Source organism: Actinoplanes sp. NPDC004185 (genome assembly GCF_053603475.1).
The window spans coordinates 1-19315 of sequence record NZ_JBSGFR010000026.1 but is presented as its reverse complement, the minus strand read 5'-3'; the positions used below and the strand labels follow the sequence as shown (position 1 = coordinate 19315).

The window sequence follows — 19315 nt, the reverse complement described above, 5'->3', positions numbered from 1 at the left end:
CCGGCGGACCGGACGGCACGCTGCGAAGGATGACGATCACGCGCCGTACTCTGCTGGGAGCCGCCGCCGTCGCGGGCGGCGGCACCCTCGTCCCCGGAGCGGCCCAGGCCGCGCCCCGCCGCGCCGTCCGGCCCCCGATGCTGCGCCCGGGCGACCGGGTGCGGGTCGTCGCCACCGGCTCGGCGCCGGACACCCGCCTGGCCCGCGGCATCGAGATCCTGCGCGGCTTCGGCCTGGAGGTCGAGCTGGGCGCCCACGTCAACGACAAGTTCGGCTACCTGGCCGGCACCGACGAGGCACGCCTGGCCGACCTGAACGCGGCGTTCCGCGACCCCGGCGTCCGGGGCGTCTTCGCCGCCCGCGGCGGCTACGGCACCCAGCGCATCGTGGACGGGCTCGACCTGGCCGCCGTCCGCCGCGACCCCCGCGTCCTGGTCGGCTTCAGCGACCTGACCGCGCTGATCGGCCGGCTGTGGCGCAGCGCGCGGCTGGTCAGCTTCTACGGCCCGATGGTCAACTGGACCGACTCCCGCACCGGCCCGGTCGAGATCGAGTCGCTGCGCCGGGCGATCATGACGACCGACCCGGTGGTGCTGACCCGCGACCCGGCCGAGCCGAGCGCGGCGGTGCACGTGCCGGGGACGGCGACGGGCACGCTGCTGGGCGGCAACCTGACGATTCTGCAGACCAGCTACGGCACCCGCGACTTCCCGGACCTGACCGGGGCGATCCTGATGTTCGAGGACGTCGACGAGGCGCCGTACAGCTATGACCGGATGCTGACCCAGTTGCGCCGGGCGGGCGCGCTGCGCGGGATCAAGGGCATCGCGATCGGCCAGTTCACCAACGCCCCGGTGACCGAGGGCCAGTGGACGGCGGCCCAGGCGGTCCAGGACCGGGTCGGTGATCTGGGCGTGCCGGTGCTGGGCGGGCTGCGCATCGGCCACGGCAACGGGCAGCTGACCGTGCCGCTGGGCACGAAGGCCACGATCGACACGGTGGCCGGCACCCTCCGGATGGCCCCGGGCGTGACGGCCAGATCCTGATCGGCGCCTCGACCGCCGGGCCGATCGTGCCCGGCCTGTTCGCCTTCGGCGTGGCGGTCTCTGTCTTCTGGGGAACCGTCCTGGCCGTGCTGCTCCGCCGGTACGCCGACCGCCCGGCCCGCACCTATCTGTGGGCGACGATCGCCCTGACCGCTGTGTCCTTCGCCGGTCCGGGCTTCGCGGGTGCCACCGCCATCTCGACCATGCTGATGCTGGCCGGCGCCCACGTGCTCGCCGCGATCATCGTCATCCCGGTCGTCACCCGGCGTCTGGTGGTCCGTCGGTGAGGGCGCGTTCCAGCAGGTCGCCGAGCTGATCGAGCTCTCCGGGGTCCAGGCCACCCAGGGTTCGGGTGAGCACCCCGGCCGCCCGGCGCCCGCCCTCCACCCGGATCCGGTCGCCTTTGGCGGTGAGGCGGTGGCGGATGGCCCGGCCGGGCCCCGGCTCGCGTTCGATGAGGCCGCGGTCGGCCATCCGGGTGGCCAGGGTGCCGAAGGCCTGGTCGGTCTGGAACGTCAGCTGGGCCAGGTCGTGCAGCGACGCGCCGGGGTTCTCGTGCAGGTGGCGCAGGGTGTCCCACTGCACGAGGGAGACGCCGAGGTCGCTGAGGGCGGCGGTCATCGCGCGGTGGTGGCGGTGCTGCAGGCGTTTGACCAGCAGACCGACCTCCTGGACGGATCTTCCCATGGTGAGCAGCATAACAACATCCTTAACTAAGGTTGCTTATATAAGGATGCTGACTTAGCGTTCCCACCATGACGATCAACACTTACGCGGTGGCGTCGGCCGCCGTGACCGTCGCCGAGGCCGGTTCCGGGCGCCCGTTCCTGCTGCTGCACGGCGGGGCCGGGCCGTTCTCGTTCCTGTCGTTCGGCGAGCTGCTGGCCCGTGAGCGGCCGGCCCGGGTCCTCACGCCGACGCACCCGGGCTGGAACGGCACGCCGCGCCCCGACGACCTCACCACCGTCCGGGGGCTGGCCGAGCTCTACGCCGCTCTCCTCGACGAGCTCGGCCTCACCGGTGTCACCGTCGTCGGCAACTCCATCGGCGGCTGGATCGCCGCCGAGCTCGCGCTGCTGGGCAACCCCCGGGTGAGCCGTGTCGTGATCCTCAACGGCGTCGGCATCACCGTGCCCGGCCATCCCGTCGCGGACTTCTTCTCGCTGACCCCGGCCGAGCTGACCGAGCTGTCCTACGCCGACCCGGACCGGTTCCGCTTCGACCCGGAGTCCCTGCCGGACGCACAGAAGGCCGTGCTGGCAGCCAACCGGCAGGCCATCGCCCTCTTCGCCGGCACCACCATGGCCGACCCGACCCTGGCGGCCCGGCTGGCCGCGGTCACCGTGCCCACCGGCGTGCTGTGGGGCGAGAGCGACGGGATCGTCGACGCCGAGTACGGCAAGGCCTACGCCGCGGCCATTCCGGGCGCCGTCCACATTCCGCTGCCCGGCGCCGGTCACCTGCCGCAGCTGGAGACCCCGCAGCAGACCCTCGAGGCGATCTGGGACTTCGCGGTGTGAGGCGGGACCGTCCTCCGGCCGCTAGCCTCTGCTCATGGCTTCGTTCAACGACACCATCATCGACCGGTTCCGGGCCAACGACGGTGTGGTCGGCATGCACTGGGAGGGCAAGACCCTGGTGCTGCTGCACCACGTCGGCCGGCGGTCCGGCCAGGAGTACGTCACCCCGCTGGTCGCGGCGCCCGACGCCGACGCGTACGTGATCTGCGCCAGTCTCGGCGGCGCCCCGGAGGACCCGCAGTGGGTCGCCAACCTCGAGGCCGCCACCGGCCCGGCCACGATCGAGCTCGGCGCGGCCACCATCAGCGTCGACTACGAGGTCATCCGGCCGGGCGACCCGCGCTGGGAGAGCGTGTACGGGGTCTGGCGCGACTACTGGCCCGACGCCCGCGAGTACGAGAAGAAGACCGACCGCAAGTTCCCGGTCGTCCGCCTGCTGGTCCCGCCCTCCGCCTGACGTTCCGCCGCCGTGCGCGCCGCCACGGTCCCTGATGCAGTCGGATCTCCGACTGGCCGGCCGGTATCAACCCCAGGGTGGGTGCCGGCCAACCCCAGGGTGGCGCCCGGATCTCAACCGGCCCGCCGCTCCCTAGCGTCATCCAGGTTCCGTTCGGACCAGGAGAGGCGCGGTCATGACGATCCAGCAGTACGACGGCACCCGGGAGATCATCGACGCGGCGCAGTCCGGCGCGACCGGCGCCGCCGACAGATTCGTGCACGAGTTCGAGCGCCTGGTCTGGTGGACCGTGCGTTCGTTCCGGCTACCGGAGTCCGATGCCGAGGACGTCGTGCAGAACACCTGGCTGCGCGCGTTCGAGCATCTCGGCGAGGTCCGTGATCCGGAGCGGGTCAGCTCCTGGCTGGTGACCATCGCCCGCCGGGAGTGCCTCAAGCTCATGCGCAGCGGCAAGCGGGAGGTCCCGGGCCTGGAGCAGCAGGCCGAGCAGCGCGACGAACGGTCGCCGCACCCGGAGAAGGCCGCCGTCGACGCCCGGATGAACGACCTGCTGTGGCAGCACGTCAACTCGCTGCCGGACTCCTCGCGCGCTCTGGTGGTGGCGCTCAGCAGCAACGACGCCCCGGCGTACGCCGATCTCGCCCGGTGCCAGGGCATCCCGATCGGCAGCATCGGGCCGACCCGGATGCGCTCGCTGCGCAAGCTGCGCACCTCGCTGGAGCGGGCCGGGCTCGGGGCGCACGCATGGCACTAGCCCTGGGCGGCACTCGCAATGCCGGCCAGGTCGGCCCGGGAGCGGATGTGGGTCTTGCGGTAGATGTTGCTCAGGTGGTACTCGATCGTCTTCTGCGACAGGAACAGGGTGGCCGCCGCCTCGTGGTTGGTGGCCCCCCGGGCCACCACGAGTGCCACCTGCAGCTCCTGCGGGGTGAGCCGGGGCAGCGCATCGGGGGACCGGCCGACCGTGGAGCCGGTGGCGCGCAGCTCGGTGCGGACCCGTTCCGCCCAGGGCTGCGCGCCCAGCCGGGTGAACGTCTCCAGCGCGTCGTGCAGGTGCCGGCGCGCGTCGGCCCGGCGGCGGACCCGGCGCAGCCGCTCGCCGTAGCAGAGCTGGGTGCGGGCCCGCTCGAACGGCATGACCGCGCACCCCGGGGCCTGCAACGCGACCCGGAACGCCTCGTCCATCTCCTCCGGGGCGGCCAGCAGCGCCCGGCACCGGGCCGCGGCGGCCTGCGCCCACTGCCCGCCCGGATGCGACTCCTGCTCGGCGAGCAGCTCACCCGCGGCGTCCGCCCGGCCGTCCCGGATGTACGCCTCCACGAGGTCGAACACCCACGGCACCACGGCCGGCTCGTGGATGTGCGCCACCACGGGCAGCTCCCGGACGGCCTCGAGCCGGGTGATCGCCTCGCCCGCGTCGCCCTGGCTGAGCGCCAGCAGACCCAGCTCGTGACCGGTGTAGAGGGCCATGCAGCCGACGCCGAGCCGCTCGGCCACCTCCATCGTGCGGCTGACCTGGCGGCGGCACTCGTCGTCGCGGCCCTGGACCGCGTCGAGGCGGCCGGCGAAGAACAGCCCGTACAGGTTGGCCTGGCGGGTCTCGCTGGCCAGGCGCAGGCTCTCCGCCGCGCTGACCCGCGCGTCGTGCCAGCGCCCGACCCGGAAGTGCAGCTCCGACTCGATGCCCAGCGCCTGCGGCAGCACGCCCAGGGCACCGGCCGACCGGGCCGCGGCGACCACCCGGCCGAGCAGCTCGCCGGCCTGCTCGTAGCCCTCCAGCCAGATCCAGGTCAGCGAGGCGTGGCACAGGTCCTGGGCGCGGACCAGGGGATCGGCCGCCAGCAGCTCGGCGTGGCAGTCGCGCAGCAGCGCGCTCGCCTGCTCGCGGTCCCCGGCCAGGGTCAGCCCGCCGGCCAGCGCCACCGCGGCGACCAGCTGGGCCACCCCGCCGACCCGTTCGGCCAGCTGGTAGCCGCGGCGGACCGCGGCCTGCAACTGCTCGATGTCACCGACCATGAAGTACGGGATGCAGGCGTCGGAGTACATCAGCGCGGCCCGGGCCGGATCGATCTCCTGCACGGCTTCGGCGCTGCGGACCAGGAACGGCAGCACGCCGTCGGGACGCTCGCGCCACATCCGCACGTACGCGTCCATGTGCTGGATCAGGGCGCGCCGGCTGGGGTCGGCGGTCAGCGGCAGCGCGTCGTCGAGCAGCGTCAGCACCTGGTCGTTGCGCCCGGCCAGCTGCCAGCAGCGCGCCGCCCGCAGCAGCCGCCGGGCCCGGTCCGGACCGCGGCTGAGCCGGGCGGCCTGCCCGAACGCCCGCGCCGCGGCCACGTAGCCGGCGCGCCGGCTGGCCCGCAGCGCGGCCTGCTCCAGCTCCGCGGCGATCTGCTCGTCCGGGGCCAGGGTGGCCGCGGCCAGGTGCCAGGCCCGGGCGTCGGCCGCGGCGTCACCGGGGGCTCCGGCCAGAGCGGTGGCCAGTGCGGTGTGCGCGGCGACGCGGTCGTCGGTGGAGGCGCCGTGGTAGACCACCGAGCGCAGCAGCGGATGCCGGAACTCGATGCGCTGCTCGTCGACGGTGATCAGGTCGTGCTTCTCGGCCGGCGCGAAGTGCCGCAGGTGCAGCCCGCTGGCCCGGGCGGCGGCCAGCAGCGTGGCGATGTCGCCGCCGACGGCCGCCGCGGCCAGCACCAGGGCCCGGCGGGTGTCGTCGTCGAGCTCTTCCAGCCGGCCGCGCAGCGCGCGCTCGATGCGCGAGCCCGGCGCCACGAACGGAGCGGTGACCCCGTCCTCGACGATCTCCGGCCGTTCCCGGCACAGCTCGATGACACCGAGCGGGTTGCCGGCCGTCGCGGCGTGCAACCGCTCCCCGGTGCCCTCCGGCGCCACCGACAGCGTCGCCCGGCACAGCTCGTCGACGTCCTCGACCGACAGTCCGGACAGCGCCACCTGCGGGTAGCGCAGCCCGGCGGCGTCGGCCGGATCCCGGGTCGCGAGCAGCAGCGCGATGCCGTCGGCGTGCAGCCGGCGGCCGGCGAACAGCACCGCCTCGCGCGAGGACGCGTCCAGCCACTGCAGGTCGTCCACCACGATCAGCAGGGGCGAGCTCTCGGCCGCCGCGGCCAGGATGCCGACGGTGGCGGCGCACACGGTGAAGCGGTCCCCGGCCACCGGCGGGCCCAGGGCCAGGGCGCTGCGCAGGGCGGCGGCCTGCGGGGCGGGCAGCTCGTCGAGCACCCCGAGCACGGGGCGCAGCAGGTCGGCCAGGCCGGCGAACGGTATCTCCGACTCGTCCTCGTAGCCGCGCGCGGACAGCACCTGCATGCCCTCGGCCTGCCCGACGGCGTACTGGATCAGGGTCGTCTTGCCGATGCCGGGCTCGCCGGTGAGCACCAGGGCGTCACTGCGGCCCGCCCGCGCGCCTGTCAGAAGACCGTCGATCAATGCACGTTCGGCGGTCCGTCCGAGCATCATCGGCCGAGTGTATTCCCGTCGCAACCGGGCGAGGGTACCCGTACCGTGTCAGCGGGAGCCGACGCGGTTGATCTTTCGTGAAGGATCATCACCATGATCGAGACAACGAACCCACCGGGCGAGGAGTCGCGGGACGGCTCCTATCTGTCCTCGTTGGCCGGTCGCGGCACCCCGCTGACCGTGCTCACCCCGATGCCCCGGCGCTGGGTGCCGCTGCTGCGGGGCTTCCTGTTCCTGCGGCACCTGCTCGGCGCGCCCGAGGACCTCAAACGGATGTCGTTCATCCACTTCGCGCACTGGTCGGTGCTGCCCCGCTTCCCCGGCCAGAGCCGCCGCTCCCGGTACGCGTACCTGCTGTTCCGCAGCGACTTCAACGGCGCCTGGGGCAAGTACATCGACGCGTTCTCGCTGGAGATCCCGGCCCGGATGGCGCTCATCTGGGGCTGGTCCTTCGGCTTCCCCGGAGCGCTGCCGCCCGAGCCGTTCCGGCGTTACATCCGGGCGAACGACCTCGACGTCGACCACTACTACGCCGCCTACCCGGACGCCGGAGTGACCGAGATCGCATCCGCGCTGCGCGTCAAGCAGGCCTACGACCGGCATCTCGGCACCGCCGACCCGGCCGAGTTCGGTGACGCGTGGCAGCGGTTCGTCGATGAGGTCCAGAGTGACCTCTACAGCTGGGAGGCGCAGCCATGAGCCGCACCAGGACCGGCACCCGGTCGGTGACCGTGTTCGCCCGCATCGCCGACGGTCGCGCCGCCGGGCTGCGGGAGCGGATCCGGTCCTTCGAGCGCAGCCCGTTCGCCACGGTGGCCGGCGTCCACTTCGCCCGCCTCGTCGTGCTGGAGCACGCGGTGCGCCAGCGGCGGCCGGAAGGGATGAGCCGCAAAGCGCGGCTGCTCGATCTGCTCGCGCACGGCGGCCGCCCGCCGCGCCCGGACGACCTGCCTCACCCGTACCTGCTGATGACCGCGACCGTCGACGGCGACCCGGCCGACTTCTTCCGGCGGCTGCGGCTGCTCGGCCCGGACGCTGACGCTGTCTGGGGCGACTGCACCGGCTATCCGGGCCACGATCGGGAGGCGCCCTTCGTCGCGTTCTTCACCGAGCGCAGCGTGCGGGCCGACTACACGTTCTCCGGCAGCCCGGAGGGATCGGTCGCGCAGCTCACCGACGCGCTGCGCCTGCGCCGCAAGGTGGCCGCGTTCGCCGCGACCGCGCCGGGCAACGCCGACGGCATGCTGCGCAGCCGCTTCCGGCTCGCCGTCGACCTGGAGGAGGACCGGGTCCCGGAGCCGGGCCCGGTGGCGGAGCTGGAGCTGCCCGACATCCAGGGCATCGTGCTGCGCGGCTTCGCCGACCACAGTGTGGCCGCGCACCTGTTCCTCCGGATCACCTCCGGGCCGCAGGCCCGGCGCTGGCTGCGTACCGTCGCACCGGAGGTCACCTCGGCCGCCGAGGTGGGTGACCGGCCCGCCCGGGCCCTGCACCTGGGTATCAGCCACACCGGACTGACCCGCCTCGGGGTGCCCGCGGCCGAGCTGAAGGAGTTCCCCGAGGAGTTCCGCGAAGGCATGCACGCCCGCGAGGACGTGCTGTCGCCCGGCCGGGGCACCGGGCCCTGGCAGGAGCCGTTCACCGGGCCGGGCGCGGTCGACGTCGTGCTGCTGCTGACCGCGAGCGGCCCGGCCGAGCTCGATCCGTGGCTCGACCGGCTGCGGGCCGGCATCGCCGACAGCGAAGGGCTGCGGGTGGTCGGTGAGCAGCGCGGCGGGCGCCTGCCTGCGGCCGAGGGCGACAGCCGGACGTTCGTCGAGCACTTCGGCTTCGCCGACGGCATCTCCCAGCCCCGGGTGGCCGGCTACGGCCGCCGCGACGCCCCCGGTGAGGTGCTGCCGCCCGGCGAGTTCGTGCTGGGCCTGCCCGATGTGGACGGTGACGTGGCCGGGCGGTTCCTGCCGCCGGGCCTGAGCCGCAACGGCAGCTATCTGGTCTACCGCAAACTGGAGCAGGACGTGCCGGGGTTCCGGGAGATGACCGGGGCCGCCGCCGCGGGCTTCGAAGGGGGAGCCGACGACGTCGCCGCCGGGCTCGTCGGGCGCCGCCGCGACGGTGAGCTGCTGGCGCCGTGCCCGGCCGCGGCCCACGTCCGGCGGGCCAACCCGCGCGGGGCGCTGCCCGGCGGCAGCAAGCTCACCCGCCGGCACCTGATGCTGCGCCGGGGCATCCCGTACGGCCCGTACCTGCCGCCCGGCGCGGAGGACGACGGCGCCGAACGCGGGCTGCTCTTCCTGGCCGTGGTCGCCGATCCGGGCCGGCAGTTCGAGTTCGTGCAGACCGAGTGGATGGCCGACGGCAACGCCTTCGGCCGCGGCCACGAGCAGGACATCTTCACCACGGCCGGCGGGCCGGGCGCCCGGATCCTGCTGCAGGGCTCGCCGCCGGCGTACGTCGAGGTGCCGCGGCCGCTCGTGACGTGCCGGGGCGGGGAGTACTTCCTGCTGCCCGGACTGGACGCGTTGCGGGCCCTGGGAAAGCCGGAGTGAGTCAGGCCGCTGCGGCGCGTTCGAAGCGGTGCAGCTCCCGGGCCTCCTTGGCGTAGCGGGCCAGCAGGTGCACCGTGCGGGGACCGGCGACGCCGTCCGCTTCCAGGCCCACGCGGGCCTGGAAGCCGCGGACGGCGGTGGCCAGGTCCTCCTCGGTGCGCCCGACGGTCAGGCCGAGGTCGGCGAACAGACCCCGCAGGGCCGCCGGGTCCGCGGCCGGGACCGGGTCGCCCCAGCCGATCAGGCCACCGACGGCGGTGCCGACCAGCCCGAGCATTCCGCGTGCCGACATGATGACCTCCTGGGTGGGTGACGGGCACTTCCCAGCATCCGCAGTCAACCTGTGCGGGGCATCGGACCAGGGGAGCGACCTGCTGTGCGTCGGCTGCGACTTTCGGCCGACCCGCGCCAGGCCGTCGTTATGGCAGGAATGGTGCAGAGATGTGCACCGCGGACAAAGACACCAGGTGGCCCGCCGGTCAGAACTCGCCGGCCCGGCGGACCTGCCCGGGGCACACCGTGCCGACTGCCAGCTTGATCAGCTGCCGGGCGCCGGCCCGGTCGGTGCCGAAGGCCCGGACCTCGGTCACCACGGCGGCGGCGGACCGGCCGGCGGCCAGCGCCGCGCACGCCTGCTGGGCGAGCGCGGCGATCTCCTCGTCACGGCGGTCCAGGGTCAGGCCGGGCATCGTGCGCTGCACCGCCGCGACGAACTCCGCCGGGTCGGCCCGGTCCCGTCCGACGGCCTTCGGCGTCGTCCGGGGCGCCGTCCGGGCCGGGGAGGCCCGGCCGGCGAGCACGCTCGGCGACGCCGGTACGGGTGCCGCACTGGTGGTCACCGGCACGGGTACGGTCGCCGGCTCGGCCTCCGGTCCGTCACCGCACCCGCCCAGCGTGACCAGCAGCACCGCCGCGACCAGCCATCGTCCCGCCATCATCCACCCCGCTCGTCCGTGTTCGTGCCGGCCACACCTTCAACGACCGGGATCCTCACGGGTCACCGTCCCAAGATCACCCCATGCAGTCGCCGAGAAACGGTGCGTGGCCGATTCGGATCGCACCGGAAACGCTCCCGGTAATCGCCCTTTCCCCGGTTGAGCTGCGCATTCATCGGTTCGGCGGCAAGGCCAACCTGAAGGAAACCTTTGCTGGGAAATTGCTTTGAACCACTGCGGTGGTGGCTTCGTACTGATGGACGTCGACGACGTAAGTCCCGGGCAATAACCCCGATTCGCGCGACGGCGGGAGACCGCCGCAGCGTTTGACGAAAGGCCGAGCATGAGTCGTGTCCACTACGGCACGCGGGCGGTTAACCGCCTGTCGCGCCGTCGGGTTCTTGCCATCGCCGCCACGGTCGGAGTCGGCGCCGCCGGCGCCAGCGTGGCCGGGCTGAGCCTCGCCGGTGAGAAGGCCGGTTCGAGCGACAGCGAGCCGCTGGTGATTTCCCTGCGCGACGCGAAGAAGGGCACGTTCGACGTGTTCTCCGGCGGGTCCAAGGTGACGCTGACCGATCCCGACCTCGCCGAGAAGCTCCTCAAGGCCGTCAAGCGCGCCTGAATCGCTTCCTCACCCAGCCCCCCGATTCCTGAGTAAGGAAGTCCTCCATGTCATCGCACCGCGAAGCGCCGGAAATCAGCAAGGACCCGGTCGCCGACAGCGCCGACCTGTACGCGTTCGTGAGCCCGGACCACCCGGACACCGTCACGCTGATCGCCAACTACGTGCCGTTGCAGCTGCCGGCCAGTGGCCCGAACTTCTTCGAGTTCGGCGACGACGTGCTCTACGAGATCCACGTCGACTCCAACGGTGACGGCCGCCCGGATCTGACGTACCAGTTCCGGTTCCGCACCGAACTGCGCAACGACCGGACGTTCCTGTACAACACCGGGCCGATCGAGTCGCTCGACAGCGAGAACTGGAACCGCCGTCAGTTCTACTCGGTCACCAAGGTGGACGCGCACGGCAAGCACACGGTGCTGGCCGAGAAGCTGCCCTGCCCGCCGTGCAACGTCGGCCCGCTGTCCATCCCGGACTACGACAAGCTCGCCGAGGACGCGGTGCACAAGCTGAAGACCGGTGAGAAGGTCTTCGCCGGCCAGCGCGCCGACCCGTTCTTCGTCGACCTGGGCGCGATCTTCGACCTCGGCACGCTGCGGCCGTTCCAGGACAAGCACCTGGTCGGGCAGAAGCTGTTCAACTACGCCGGCAAGGCGGTCAACGCCACCGACAAGATGAACGTGCACAGCATCGCCATCCAGCTGCCGCTGCACTACGTGCGCAAGGACGGCAAGAAGAAGGTCCGCGGCCGCGACCCGGGCGCCGTCATCGGCGTCTGGACCTCGGCGAGCCGCCGCCAGGTGCAGGTCCGGCACGGCAAGAAGGACAACGACGACGTGTACGTGGGCCCGCAGGTCCAGGTGTCGCGGCTCGGCAATCCGCTGTTCAACGAGGTCATCGTGCCGATGGCGCAGAAGGACCTGTGGAACAGCCTGCCGCCGAGCGAGGACAAGCGCTTCGCCGAGTTCGTCGAGCAGCCCGAGCTCGGTGCCCTGCTGCCGGTGCTCTACCCGGGCCTGTTCGACAACCTGGCCGAGCTCAACAAGGCCAAGACCGCCCGCGCCGACCTGGTGGCGATCCTGCTCACCGGCATCCCGGACGGGCTGATCGACGACTTCCAGAACAACACCGGCGACGTGCAGGCCGACATGCTGCGGCTGAACACGGCCATCCCGCCGACCAAGGAGGACCCGAACGCGTTCGGCATCCTCGGCGGAGACCTGGCCGGCTTCCCGAACGGGCGCCGCGTCGCCGACGACGTCGTGTCGATCTCGCTGCGGGCCATCGCCGGCGTGACCGTGCCGCTGGTCGACGAGAAGTTCAAGCCGGACGCCGCGGCCGCGCTGGTCGAGCAGGGACTGTCGGCCAAGGACGCCAGCTCCAAGCTGCTCAAGAAGTTCCCGTACCTCGGGGTGCCGTTCGACGGCTTCAACAACCCCGAGCCGGCGGACAAGTGAGCGCGGGCGTGCACCATCACCACACCCTCGACCCGTCCGGGCAGGGCACCGTGGTCCTCAACATCGGGGCGGGCATCGGTGCGCTGGTGATCCACACCCCGGGCAGCCTGCACGGCCACGAGATCGAGGTGAGCCCGGTGGGGGACGCGGCGACGCGGACCCACGCCGCGGTCCGCGCCCGGTACGTGCGCGACGGCGTGCTGTTCAGCGTCGTCATCGACAACCTGGCCGAGGGCCGCTACGTCGTCTGGCGCGACGCGGTCACCCCATTGGCCGAGGTCGACGTGCGCAGTGGCTCGGTCACCGAGTACGAGTGGCCGGTACCCGCCAAAGTGTGACGCGCGGTGACGCCTCTGTCGGTCTAGGGTGAGCGGATGGACACGGCAGGGGCGGCCGGTCCGGAGCCCGGTACGGGAGCTCCGGACGGGGACGTGGCGGTTTCCGTCAGCCTCCGGACGGCCGATGTGGAACAGGCGAGCTCGTTCTGCCGGCGGATGTACTACGGTCCGCTGGAGATCAAACCCGCCGGCGGCGCGGACGAGGTGACGTTCTCCGGCGAGGTGGCGCAGATCGGGCCGATCACCATCGGCGAGATCAGCTACGGCGTCGAGATGTGCCTGGAGTCCGGCAACCTGGAGACGGCGTACCACGTGCTGGCCCCGCTGACCGGTGCGGTGCAGGTGCTGCACCGCGGGGCGGCCACCACGGCCGACCCGAGCCAGGCCGCCGTGTTCCGCCCGGTCGGTGACATCTCGCTGCGCTGGTCGGCCGACTGCCGGCTGATCAGCTTCAAGGTGGACCGGCTCGCCCTGGAACGCGAGCTCGACGCGACCCTGGACCGCAAGGTCGGCTCACCGCTGCCGCTGGGGGCGACCTTCGGGCTCGCCGGCGGTCCGGGCCGCAGCTGGCTGGCCCTGGTCCGGCTGCTGCTGGCCGAGACCCGCCAGCCGGACGGCCTGAACCTGCTGCCGCCGCTGCTGCGCCGCTGGCGTGAGCTGGCGATCAGCGGGCTGGCCCAGGCGGTCGAGCACCCGTTCTCCGAGGGCCTGGCGGGACAGCCGACCGCCCGGCGGCCCCGGACGGTGAAACGGACCCTGGACGCGATGCACGCCGAGCCGGGCCGCTCCTTCACGGCGGCCGAGCTGGCCGGCATCGCGGGGGTCGGCATCCGGGTGCTGCAGGAGTCCTTCCGTCAGCACGTCGGTGTGCCCCCGCTGACCTATCTGCGCCGGCTGCGGCTCGAGGGCGTGCACGCGGAGCTGACCCGGGCCGGTCCGGGCCAGGTCAGCGTGAGCGAGGTGGCGACCCGGTGGGGCTTCACCCACCTGGGGCGCTTCGCGGGCGCCTACCGGGAACGCTACGGCGTCTCACCGAGCCAGACGCTGCGCGACCGCCTCTGACCGGAGGCGGTCGCGGGGGCGACTGCTACGGCTCGATGCGCTGACCCTTGCCGATGACGACGATGCCGCTGTCGGAGACCGTGTAGCGCTTGCGGTCACGCTCCAGGTCGACGCCGATCTGGGCGTCCTCCGGGATCAGCACGTTCTTGTCGATGATCGCGTTGCGGACCACGGCCCGCCGGCCCACCTGCACGCCCTCCATCAGGACCGAGCCCTCCACGTGGGCCCAGGAGTTCACCCGGACGTTGGGGGAGACCACCGAGCGCTCGACCAGGGAGCCGGAGACGACCACCCCGGGCGAGATCATCGAGTCGACCGCGCGGCCCTGCCGGTCGTCGTAGCCGTGCACGAACTTCGCCGGCGGCCAGGAGCCGTAGTTGGTGAAGATCGGCCAGTCCATGTTGTAGAGGTTGAAGACCGGCAATGTCGCGATCAGATCCATGTGCGCGTCGTAGAAGGAATCGAGCGTGCCCACGTCGCGCCAGTAGCCACGGTCGCGTTCGGTGCTGCCCGGCACGTCGTTGTCGCGGAAGTCGTAGACGTTGGCCTCGCCCCGCTCCACCAGCATGGGGATGATGTTGCCGCCCATGTCGTGCTTGCTGTCCGGGTCCTGGGCGTCGGCGGTGACCGCCTCGCACAGCGCCCGGGTGGTGAAGACGTAGTTGCCCATCGACGCGTAGATCTCGTCCGGGGCGTCCGGCAGGCCCTCGACATCGACCGGCTTCTCCCGGAAAGCGCGGATCTTCTTGCCGTCCTCGCCCACGTCGATGACGCCGAACTGGTCGGACATCGACTTGGGCTGGCGGATCCCGGCGACGGTCACGGCCGCGCCCGAGGCGATGTGGTCGTCGACCATCTGCTTGGGGTCCATGCGGTAGATGTGGTCCGCGCCGAAGACGATGACGTAGTCGGGATTCTCGTCGTTGATCAGGTTGAGGCTCTGGTAGATCGCGTCCGCCGAGCCGGCGAACCAGCGCGGGCCCAGCCGCTGCTGCGCCGGCACCGGGGTCACGTAGTTGCCCAGCAGCGTCGACATCCGCCAGGTCTTGGTGATGTGCCGGTCGAGCGAGTGCGACTTGTACTGGGTCAGCACCACGATCTTGAGGAACCCGCCGTTGGCGAGGTTGGACAGGACAAAATCGATCATGCGGTATATGCCGCCGAAGGGCACACCGGGCTTGGCCCGGTCCGCGGTGAGGGGCATCAGGCGCTTGCCTTCGCCACCTGCCAGAACGATCGCGAGCACCTTGACAGCCATGCCCGTGACGCTAACTTTCCCGGTGCCCCAGCGCCAGTCGAAGCGGCGATTCCCGGGATTTTACGGTTTCCGGTAAGCAGAATCGCGCCGCCACGGCGTCCTGGAGGCAGAAGTCACGACCGCAGCGGGGGAGCGAGGCAGTGCGCCATGGGTTCGAGGAGTACGTCAGAGCGCGGGGAGACGCGTTACGCCGGTTCGCCCATCTGCTCTGCGGGGACCGGCACCTGGGCGAGGACCTCGTGCAGGAGGTGCTGATCAAGGCGTACCGGCGGTGGTCGCGGATCGAGGCGGACGACCCGGACGGCTACCTGCGTACGGCGCTGGTGCGGTCGCACGTGTCCTGGCTGCGGCGGCGCTCCAGCGGGGAACGCCCGGGCCGGCGCGAGAGCGTCCCGCAGACCACCGCGCCGCCGGGCCGCTCGGTGCCCGACTTCGCCGACCAGCACGCCTCACGCGACGACCTGTGGGCCCGGCTGGACCGGCTGACCCGCGCGCAGCGTGCCGTGCTGGTGCTGCGCTACTACGAGGACCTCGACGACCGGCAGATCGCCGAGGTGCTGCGCTGCGCCGCCTCGACCGTCCGGGTGCACGCCGCCCGGGGGCTCGCGCGGCTGCGCACCGACCTCAGCCCGACCCCGTTCACCACCCTGTCCGGAGGTTCGCGATGATGCTCGAGGACGACCTGCGCGCGATGTTGCGCGAGCGCGCCGACGAGCCGGTGCCGGCGCCGGATCTGCTCGACGCGGTGCGCGGTGGCATCCGCCGCTCCGACCGGCGCCGGACGGCGGTGCTGGGAGCGGCGGTGGTGCTGGCCGCGATGGTCGCCGTGCCGGTCGCCATTGCCGGTGACCGCTCGCCCGCGCCGCCACCGCAGGGGCCGGCCCCGGCCGACCCGGGAGCGGGGTGGGAGCGGCCCCGGCTGGACCTGCCCGTCTTTCCGCTGGCGCCCGGCTGGACGCCCCCCGGCCTGGGCGCCGCCCGGGTCGGCCGGGTGGGGCCGAACGTCCTGCTCATCTACGGGGAGTCCGCCGATCGGGCCCTGGATCTGTCGGTGGGGCCGCGGCCGGGGGACTGGTGGGTCGAGGGCGACGACCGGGCGATCACCGTGAACGGCCGCCCGGCGCTGATCCGGACCCTGGACGCGGGCGTCTACCAGGGCAATCGCCCGGGCGACCGGTACGTGGGCGTGCGCTGGCGGCTCGCCGACGGACGCTGGGCCCAGCTCAGCAGCGGCAGCCGCAACACCGAGGCGGAGGTGCTGCGGTTCGCCGCCGGGCTGCGACCGGTGGCGACGCCGCCCACGCCGCTGCCGTTCGGCATCGCCACGGCACCGCCCGGGCTGGTCCTGCAGACGCTCACCACGGACTACCTGTGCCTGGCGCCACCGGAGACCCTCACCGACGGCGAGAGCGGCCGGGGGATCTGCCTGGGCCTGGGCACTGCCTCCGGGCAGGACGAGCCGTCGCCGGACGACGAGCGGCTCACCATCCATGGCCGGCCGGCCACTCTCGAGACCCTGGATCAGGGGCCGGGAACGCTCAACGTGCGGCTCGACAGCAAGCGTCTGCTGTCGATCGCGGTCGAGCAGACGGACGTCCCTCTCACCCGTGACCAGCTGATTCGCTTCGCGGAAGGGGTCATCGTGGCGGAGTGAGACAAGTTGCGTCGATTTCTGCGTCGATTCTTCGCATAGTGGCCGGGTGGCCGGGTAGTCGCCCCGTCACGAGACGAAGGGATCGATGACCATGTTCATCCGACGTACAGTGGCGGTGGCCGGGGTGGCTGCCCTTCTGCTCCTGCCGGCGACCGCCGCGGCGGCGGCGCCGTCCGACCAGGACACCACGTTCCTGAAGGCGGCCCACCAGTCCAACCTGGCCGAGATCGCCACCGGCAAGCTGGCCCAGCAGAAGGCGGCCAGCAAGCAGGTGAAGGACCTCGGGGCCCGCTGGGTCGCCGACCACACCAAGCTCGACGCGACGCTGACCGACACCGCCGAGGCGCTCGGGGTCGACCTGCCGGACGCCCCCAACGCGGAGCAGCGGGCGCTGGCCCGGCGCTACCAGGCGGCGTCCGGCAGCGACTTCGACGCGCTGTGGATCCCCACGCAGATGGACGCTCACATGAAGGCCATGCGCCTCGGTGACCAGGAGGTCGCCAAGGGCAGTGACGCGCAGGCCAAGAAGGTGGCGCAGAGCTCCGCGCCGGTGGTCGCCGCGCACCACGGCCTGCTGGAGGACGCCGCGAGCGACCTCGGCGTGCCGAGCAGCATCGGCACGGGCACCGGCGGGCAGGCCGCCACGTCGAACGCCCCGGCGGCGATCGGCTTCGGCGCCCTGGGTCTGCTGCTGGTCGCGGCGGCCCTGGTGCTGCTGCGCCGCCGCTCCCCGGCCGCCACGCGATGAGCCGCCACGGCCGGCGCGCCGCGGGCTGGACCACCCTGGTGGCCGGCCTGGGCGCGCTGGCCGTCGGCCTCGTCCTGATGCTGCGCCCGTCCCCGGCTCCGGCCGACGCGGGCGTGCTGCCCCCGCCGGTCGTCGTGTCGGCATCGACGCCCCCGACGGCCGCGGCGAGGACGAGGGCGCCGGCCCCCGCGCTGTGGACGCCGACCGGCGTCACCATCGACCGGCTGAAGGTGGGGGCCCCGGTCGATCCGGTCGGGGTCACCCGTGACGGCGCGCTCGACGTGCCGGACGACCCGGACCGGCTCGGCTGGTGGATCGGCTCCGTGCTGCCCGGTGAGCGGCGCGGCACCGTCCTGATCGCCGGTCATGTCGACACGGCCGAGGACGGCCAGGGTGCGCTCTACCGCCTGGAGAAGCTGGCGGTCGGTTCCCGGATCGAGGTCCGGGCCGGCGACCGCAGCATCGCCTACCGGGTGACGGCCCGGCGCAGCTACGCCAAGAGCCGCCTGCCGGAGGCCCTGTTCCGCCGGGACACCAGCCCGCAGCTGGCCCTGGTCACCTGTGGGGGAGCGTTCCGCAACGGCACCTACGACCACAATGTCGTCGTCTACGCCACCCCGATGTGACAACCGGGCCGGCCGGCCGGGATGCGACTATTCTGCGACACGTGACCGACTCACGTTCGACCTCCAGCGGTAGGGACCTGCGCGTCGACCTGCTCACCCGGGAGTATCCGCCGGAGGTGTACGGCGGCGCCGGGGTGCACGTGGAATACCTGGCCCGCGACCTGCGCCCCCTGACCGACGTACGGGTGCACTGCTTCGGTGCCACCCGCGACGAGCCGGGCGTGACGGCGTACCCCGAGCCCGCCGAGCTGGCCGGGGCCAACGCCGCGCTGCGCACCATGGGGGTCGACCTGGGGATGGCCGCGGGCTGCGACGGCACCGACATCGTGCACAGCCACACCTGGTACGCGAACTTCGCCGGTCACACCGCCAAGCTGCTGTACGGCGTCCCGCACGTGGTCACCACGCACAGCCTGGAGCCGCTGCGCCCGTGGAAGGCCGAGCAGCTCGGCGGCGGTTACGCGCTCTCCTCGTTCTGCGAGCGGACCGCCATCGAGGGCGCCGACGCGATCATCGCCGTCTCCGGGGGCATGAAGCGGGACGTGCTCACGGCGTACCCGAGCGTCGACCCGGACAAGGTCCGGGTGGTCTACAACGGCATCGACACCGAGCAGTACGCCCCGAACCGCGGCACCGACGTCGTCGAGCGGCTCGGCATCGACCTGAACCGCCCGAGCGTGGTCTTCGTCGGCCGGATCACCCGGCAGAAGGGCCTGCCGTACCTGATGCGGGCCTGCCACGACCTGCCGCCGGAGACCCAGATCGTGCTGCTGGCCGGCGCGCCGGACACCCCGGAGATCGCCGCCGAGGTCGAGGGCCTGGCGATCCAGCTGCGCAACGCCCGGGACGCGGCCGGGGTGATCTGGGTGCAGGAGATGCTGCCCAAGCACGAGGTCGTGCAGGTGCTCACGCACGCGACGGTCTTCGTCTGCCCGTCGGTCTACGAGCCGATGGGCATCGTCAACCTGGAGGCGATGGCCTGCGAGACGGCCGTGGTCGCCACCGCGACCGGCGGCATCCCGGAGGTCGTGGCCGACGGTGAGACGGGCCTGCTGGTGCCGATCGAGCAGGTCTCCGACGGCACCGGCACCCCGGTCGACCCGGAGCGCTTCATCGCCGACCTGGCCGCCGCGATGACCAAGCTGATCAAGGACCCGGCCCGGGCGGCCGAGATGGGCCTGGCCGGGCGCCGCCGCGCGGTGGAGCACTTCAGCTGGTCCCGGATCGCCGTGGACACCCTGGAGGTCTACCGCTCGGTGCTCTGAGCCAGGATCGCCCGGGCCACAGCCCGTCCGGAGAGCCACGCGGTCTGCACCCGCGGCTTGCCGAACGCGTCCCCGGCCAGCCACACCCGCCCGTCCGTGGCGAATGACGGCATGACCGACTGCATCGAACCCCGCTCGCCGTGCGCGGCGGACGGCCGTGACGGTGAGGGCCGGGAGGGCATGCCCTGCGGTACAGGCTGGGCGTAGGTCCAGCGGTGCACGTGGACCTCGGGCTGGTCGGTCAGGCCCAGCACGTCGTTGACCGCCGCGGCCAGCTCCCCGGCCGCGGCGCCCGGGTCGG

The 19315-nt window shown here is 72.7% G+C and carries 22 protein-coding genes and 1 pseudogene; 17 read left to right on the top strand and 6 right to left on the bottom strand.

Annotated elements, in window-relative coordinates:
* Positions 1–137: 137 nt before the first annotated feature.
* Both ACWEOZ_RS25550 and ACWEOZ_RS25545 read left to right on the top strand, forming a co-directional pair.
* Positions 138–1046 (top strand): S66 peptidase family protein, encoded by a 909-nt coding sequence (locus tag ACWEOZ_RS25550; RefSeq protein ID WP_451913293.1) that lies wholly within the window; start codon positions 138–140, stop codon positions 1044–1046.
* Between the two features lie 26 nt (positions 1047–1072).
* Positions 1073–1333 (top strand): DUF6069 family protein, encoded by a 261-nt coding sequence (locus tag ACWEOZ_RS25545; protein WP_451913188.1) that lies wholly within the window; start codon positions 1073–1075, stop codon positions 1331–1333.
* Here ACWEOZ_RS25545 and ACWEOZ_RS25540 read toward each other — a convergent pair.
* Complete coding sequence (locus ACWEOZ_RS25540; protein WP_451913187.1) at positions 1305–1733, bottom strand: MarR family winged helix-turn-helix transcriptional regulator; 429 nt, start codon at positions 1731–1733, stop codon at positions 1305–1307. The two genes, ACWEOZ_RS25545 and ACWEOZ_RS25540, sit on opposite strands and share 29 nt — an antisense overlap.
* A gap of 68 nt (positions 1734–1801) precedes the next feature.
* Between ACWEOZ_RS25540 and ACWEOZ_RS25535 the strand changes: the two genes are divergently transcribed.
* The 3 genes from ACWEOZ_RS25535 (at position 1802) to ACWEOZ_RS25525 (ending at position 3777) form a co-directional block, all read left to right on the top strand.
* Complete coding sequence (locus ACWEOZ_RS25535; protein WP_451913186.1) at positions 1802–2566, top strand: alpha/beta fold hydrolase; 765 nt, start codon at positions 1802–1804, stop codon at positions 2564–2566.
* Between the two features lie 34 nt (positions 2567–2600).
* A complete protein-coding gene (locus ACWEOZ_RS25530; RefSeq protein ID WP_451913185.1) occupies positions 2601–3023 on the top strand; it encodes a nitroreductase/quinone reductase family protein in 423 nt (140 codons plus the stop codon).
* A 175-nt stretch (positions 3024–3198) separates the two neighbouring features.
* Positions 3199–3777, top strand: a complete 579-nt coding sequence (locus ACWEOZ_RS25525; protein ID WP_451913184.1) for an RNA polymerase sigma factor — start codon at positions 3199–3201, stop codon at positions 3775–3777.
* Here the strand turns inward: ACWEOZ_RS25525 and ACWEOZ_RS25520 are convergent.
* Positions 3774–6500, bottom strand: a complete 2727-nt coding sequence (locus tag ACWEOZ_RS25520; RefSeq protein ID WP_451913183.1) for an AAA family ATPase — start codon at positions 6498–6500, stop codon at positions 3774–3776. The genes ACWEOZ_RS25525 and ACWEOZ_RS25520 overlap by 4 nt on opposite strands.
* Before the next feature lie 93 nt (positions 6501–6593).
* Here ACWEOZ_RS25520 and ACWEOZ_RS25515 point away from each other — a divergent pair, with 93 nt between their 5' ends.
* Positions 6594–7199 (top strand): hypothetical protein, encoded by a 606-nt coding sequence (locus ACWEOZ_RS25515; RefSeq protein WP_451913182.1) that lies wholly within the window; start codon positions 6594–6596, stop codon positions 7197–7199.
* Entirely contained in the window at positions 7196–9049 is a 1854-nt protein-coding gene (locus ACWEOZ_RS25510; RefSeq protein WP_451913181.1) for a hypothetical protein, read from the top strand. The genes ACWEOZ_RS25515 and ACWEOZ_RS25510 overlap by 4 nt, the downstream gene beginning before the upstream one ends.
* A 1-nt stretch (position 9050) precedes the next feature.
* Here ACWEOZ_RS25510 and ACWEOZ_RS25505 read toward each other — a convergent pair whose 3' ends face one another.
* Both ACWEOZ_RS25505 and ACWEOZ_RS25500 read right to left on the bottom strand, forming a co-directional pair.
* On the bottom strand, positions 9051–9341 hold the full coding sequence (locus ACWEOZ_RS25505) for a peptidoglycan-binding protein (protein ID WP_451913180.1): 291 nt from the start codon (positions 9339–9341) through the stop codon (positions 9051–9053).
* 187 nt (positions 9342–9528) lie between these two features.
* The gene (locus ACWEOZ_RS25500) at positions 9529–9984 is read right to left on the bottom strand and encodes a DUF732 domain-containing protein (RefSeq protein WP_451913179.1); all 456 of its coding nucleotides are present in this window, start codon (positions 9982–9984) and stop codon (positions 9529–9531) included.
* A gap of 83 nt (positions 9985–10067) precedes the next feature.
* Here ACWEOZ_RS25500 and ACWEOZ_RS25495 point away from each other — a divergent pair, with 83 nt between their 5' ends.
* The 5 genes from ACWEOZ_RS25495 to ACWEOZ_RS25475 all read left to right on the top strand — a co-directional run bounded on the left by ACWEOZ_RS25495 (position 10068) and on the right by ACWEOZ_RS25475 (position 13463).
* On the top strand, positions 10068–10214 hold the full coding sequence (locus ACWEOZ_RS25495; protein ID WP_451913178.1) for a hypothetical protein: 147 nt from the start codon (positions 10068–10070) through the stop codon (positions 10212–10214).
* A gap of 113 nt (positions 10215–10327) precedes the next feature.
* Positions 10328–10606, top strand: a complete 279-nt coding sequence (locus ACWEOZ_RS25490; protein ID WP_212986598.1) for a hypothetical protein — start codon at positions 10328–10330, stop codon at positions 10604–10606.
* A 47-nt stretch (positions 10607–10653) separates the two neighbouring features.
* Positions 10654–12063, top strand: coding sequence for a DUF4331 domain-containing protein (locus ACWEOZ_RS25485; protein WP_451913177.1), 1410 nt, complete (start codon positions 10654–10656; stop codon positions 12061–12063).
* An 8-nt stretch (positions 12064–12071) separates the two neighbouring features.
* Positions 12072–12401 carry a phospholipase gene (locus tag ACWEOZ_RS25480; RefSeq protein ID WP_360552291.1) on the top strand — a complete coding sequence of 110 codons (330 nt, stop codon included), beginning with the start codon at positions 12072–12074 and terminating at the stop codon, positions 12399–12401.
* 36 nt (positions 12402–12437) lie between these two features.
* The gene (locus ACWEOZ_RS25475) at positions 12438–13463 is read left to right on the top strand and encodes an AraC family transcriptional regulator (RefSeq protein ID WP_451913176.1); all 1026 of its coding nucleotides are present in this window, start codon (positions 12438–12440) and stop codon (positions 13461–13463) included.
* Between the two features lie 25 nt (positions 13464–13488).
* On the opposite strand, the gene glgC is transcribed toward ACWEOZ_RS25475, so the two are convergent.
* Positions 13489–14721: a glucose-1-phosphate adenylyltransferase gene (gene glgC / locus ACWEOZ_RS25470; protein WP_451913175.1), complete on the bottom strand. Its 1233-nt coding sequence runs from the start codon at positions 14719–14721 to the stop codon at positions 13489–13491.
* Between the two features lie 140 nt (positions 14722–14861).
* Between glgC and ACWEOZ_RS25465 the strand changes: the two genes are divergently transcribed.
* The 5 genes from ACWEOZ_RS25465 (at position 14862) to glgA (ending at position 19014) form a co-directional block, all read left to right on the top strand.
* Positions 14862–15389 (top strand): SigE family RNA polymerase sigma factor, encoded by a 528-nt coding sequence (locus tag ACWEOZ_RS25465; protein ID WP_451913174.1) that lies wholly within the window; start codon positions 14862–14864, stop codon positions 15387–15389.
* Positions 15389–16375, top strand: a complete 987-nt coding sequence (locus tag ACWEOZ_RS25460; protein WP_451913173.1) for a hypothetical protein — start codon at positions 15389–15391, stop codon at positions 16373–16375. The genes ACWEOZ_RS25465 and ACWEOZ_RS25460 overlap by 1 nt, the downstream gene beginning before the upstream one ends.
* Before the next feature lie 91 nt (positions 16376–16466).
* The gene (locus tag ACWEOZ_RS25455; RefSeq protein ID WP_451913172.1) at positions 16467–17123 is read left to right on the top strand and encodes a DUF4142 domain-containing protein; all 657 of its coding nucleotides are present in this window, start codon (positions 16467–16469) and stop codon (positions 17121–17123) included.
* Positions 17120–17749 (top strand): class F sortase, encoded by a 630-nt coding sequence (locus ACWEOZ_RS25450; RefSeq protein ID WP_451913171.1) that lies wholly within the window; start codon positions 17120–17122, stop codon positions 17747–17749. The genes ACWEOZ_RS25455 and ACWEOZ_RS25450 overlap by 4 nt, the downstream gene beginning before the upstream one ends.
* 41 nt (positions 17750–17790) lie before the next feature.
* Positions 17791–19014: a glycogen synthase gene (gene glgA / locus ACWEOZ_RS25445; RefSeq protein ID WP_451913170.1), complete on the top strand. Its 1224-nt coding sequence runs from the start codon at positions 17791–17793 to the stop codon at positions 19012–19014.
* On the opposite strand, the pseudogene ACWEOZ_RS25440 reads toward glgA, so the two are convergent.
* Positions 18996–19315: pseudogene (locus tag ACWEOZ_RS25440) on the bottom strand (hypothetical protein); the annotation flags it as partial. The gene glgA and the pseudogene ACWEOZ_RS25440 overlap by 19 nt on opposite strands.

Coding starts and splice junctions, on each gene's coding strand:
- ACWEOZ_RS25550 (WP_451913293.1), top strand. CDS start 138: ATGCTGCGCCCGGGCGACCGGGTGCGGGTCGTCGCCACCGGCTCGGCG.
- ACWEOZ_RS25540 (WP_451913187.1), bottom strand. CDS start 1,733: ATGGGAAGATCCGTCCAGGAGGTCGGTCTGCTGGTCAAACGCCTGCAG.
- ACWEOZ_RS25535 (WP_451913186.1), top strand. CDS start 1,802: ATGACGATCAACACTTACGCGGTGGCGTCGGCCGCCGTGACCGTCGCC.
- ACWEOZ_RS25530 (WP_451913185.1), top strand. CDS start 2,601: ATGGCTTCGTTCAACGACACCATCATCGACCGGTTCCGGGCCAACGAC.
- ACWEOZ_RS25525 (WP_451913184.1), top strand. CDS start 3,199: ATGACGATCCAGCAGTACGACGGCACCCGGGAGATCATCGACGCGGCG.
- ACWEOZ_RS25520 (WP_451913183.1), bottom strand. CDS start 6,500: ATGATGCTCGGACGGACCGCCGAACGTGCATTGATCGACGGTCTTCTG.
- ACWEOZ_RS25515 (WP_451913182.1), top strand. CDS start 6,594: ATGATCGAGACAACGAACCCACCGGGCGAGGAGTCGCGGGACGGCTCC.
- ACWEOZ_RS25510 (WP_451913181.1), top strand. CDS start 7,196: ATGAGCCGCACCAGGACCGGCACCCGGTCGGTGACCGTGTTCGCCCGC.
- ACWEOZ_RS25505 (WP_451913180.1), bottom strand. CDS start 9,341: ATGTCGGCACGCGGAATGCTCGGGCTGGTCGGCACCGCCGTCGGTGGC.
- ACWEOZ_RS25500 (WP_451913179.1), bottom strand. CDS start 9,984: ATGGCGGGACGATGGCTGGTCGCGGCGGTGCTGCTGGTCACGCTGGGC.
- ACWEOZ_RS25495 (WP_451913178.1), top strand. CDS start 10,068: ATGCAGTCGCCGAGAAACGGTGCGTGGCCGATTCGGATCGCACCGGAA.
- ACWEOZ_RS25490 (WP_212986598.1), top strand. CDS start 10,328: ATGAGTCGTGTCCACTACGGCACGCGGGCGGTTAACCGCCTGTCGCGC.
- ACWEOZ_RS25485 (WP_451913177.1), top strand. CDS start 10,654: ATGTCATCGCACCGCGAAGCGCCGGAAATCAGCAAGGACCCGGTCGCC.
- ACWEOZ_RS25475 (WP_451913176.1), top strand. CDS start 12,438: ATGGACACGGCAGGGGCGGCCGGTCCGGAGCCCGGTACGGGAGCTCCG.
- glgC (WP_451913175.1), bottom strand. CDS start 14,721: ATGGCTGTCAAGGTGCTCGCGATCGTTCTGGCAGGTGGCGAAGGCAAG.
- ACWEOZ_RS25460 (WP_451913173.1), top strand. CDS start 15,389: ATGCTCGAGGACGACCTGCGCGCGATGTTGCGCGAGCGCGCCGACGAG.
- ACWEOZ_RS25455 (WP_451913172.1), top strand. CDS start 16,467: ATGTTCATCCGACGTACAGTGGCGGTGGCCGGGGTGGCTGCCCTTCTG.
- ACWEOZ_RS25450 (WP_451913171.1), top strand. CDS start 17,120: ATGAGCCGCCACGGCCGGCGCGCCGCGGGCTGGACCACCCTGGTGGCC.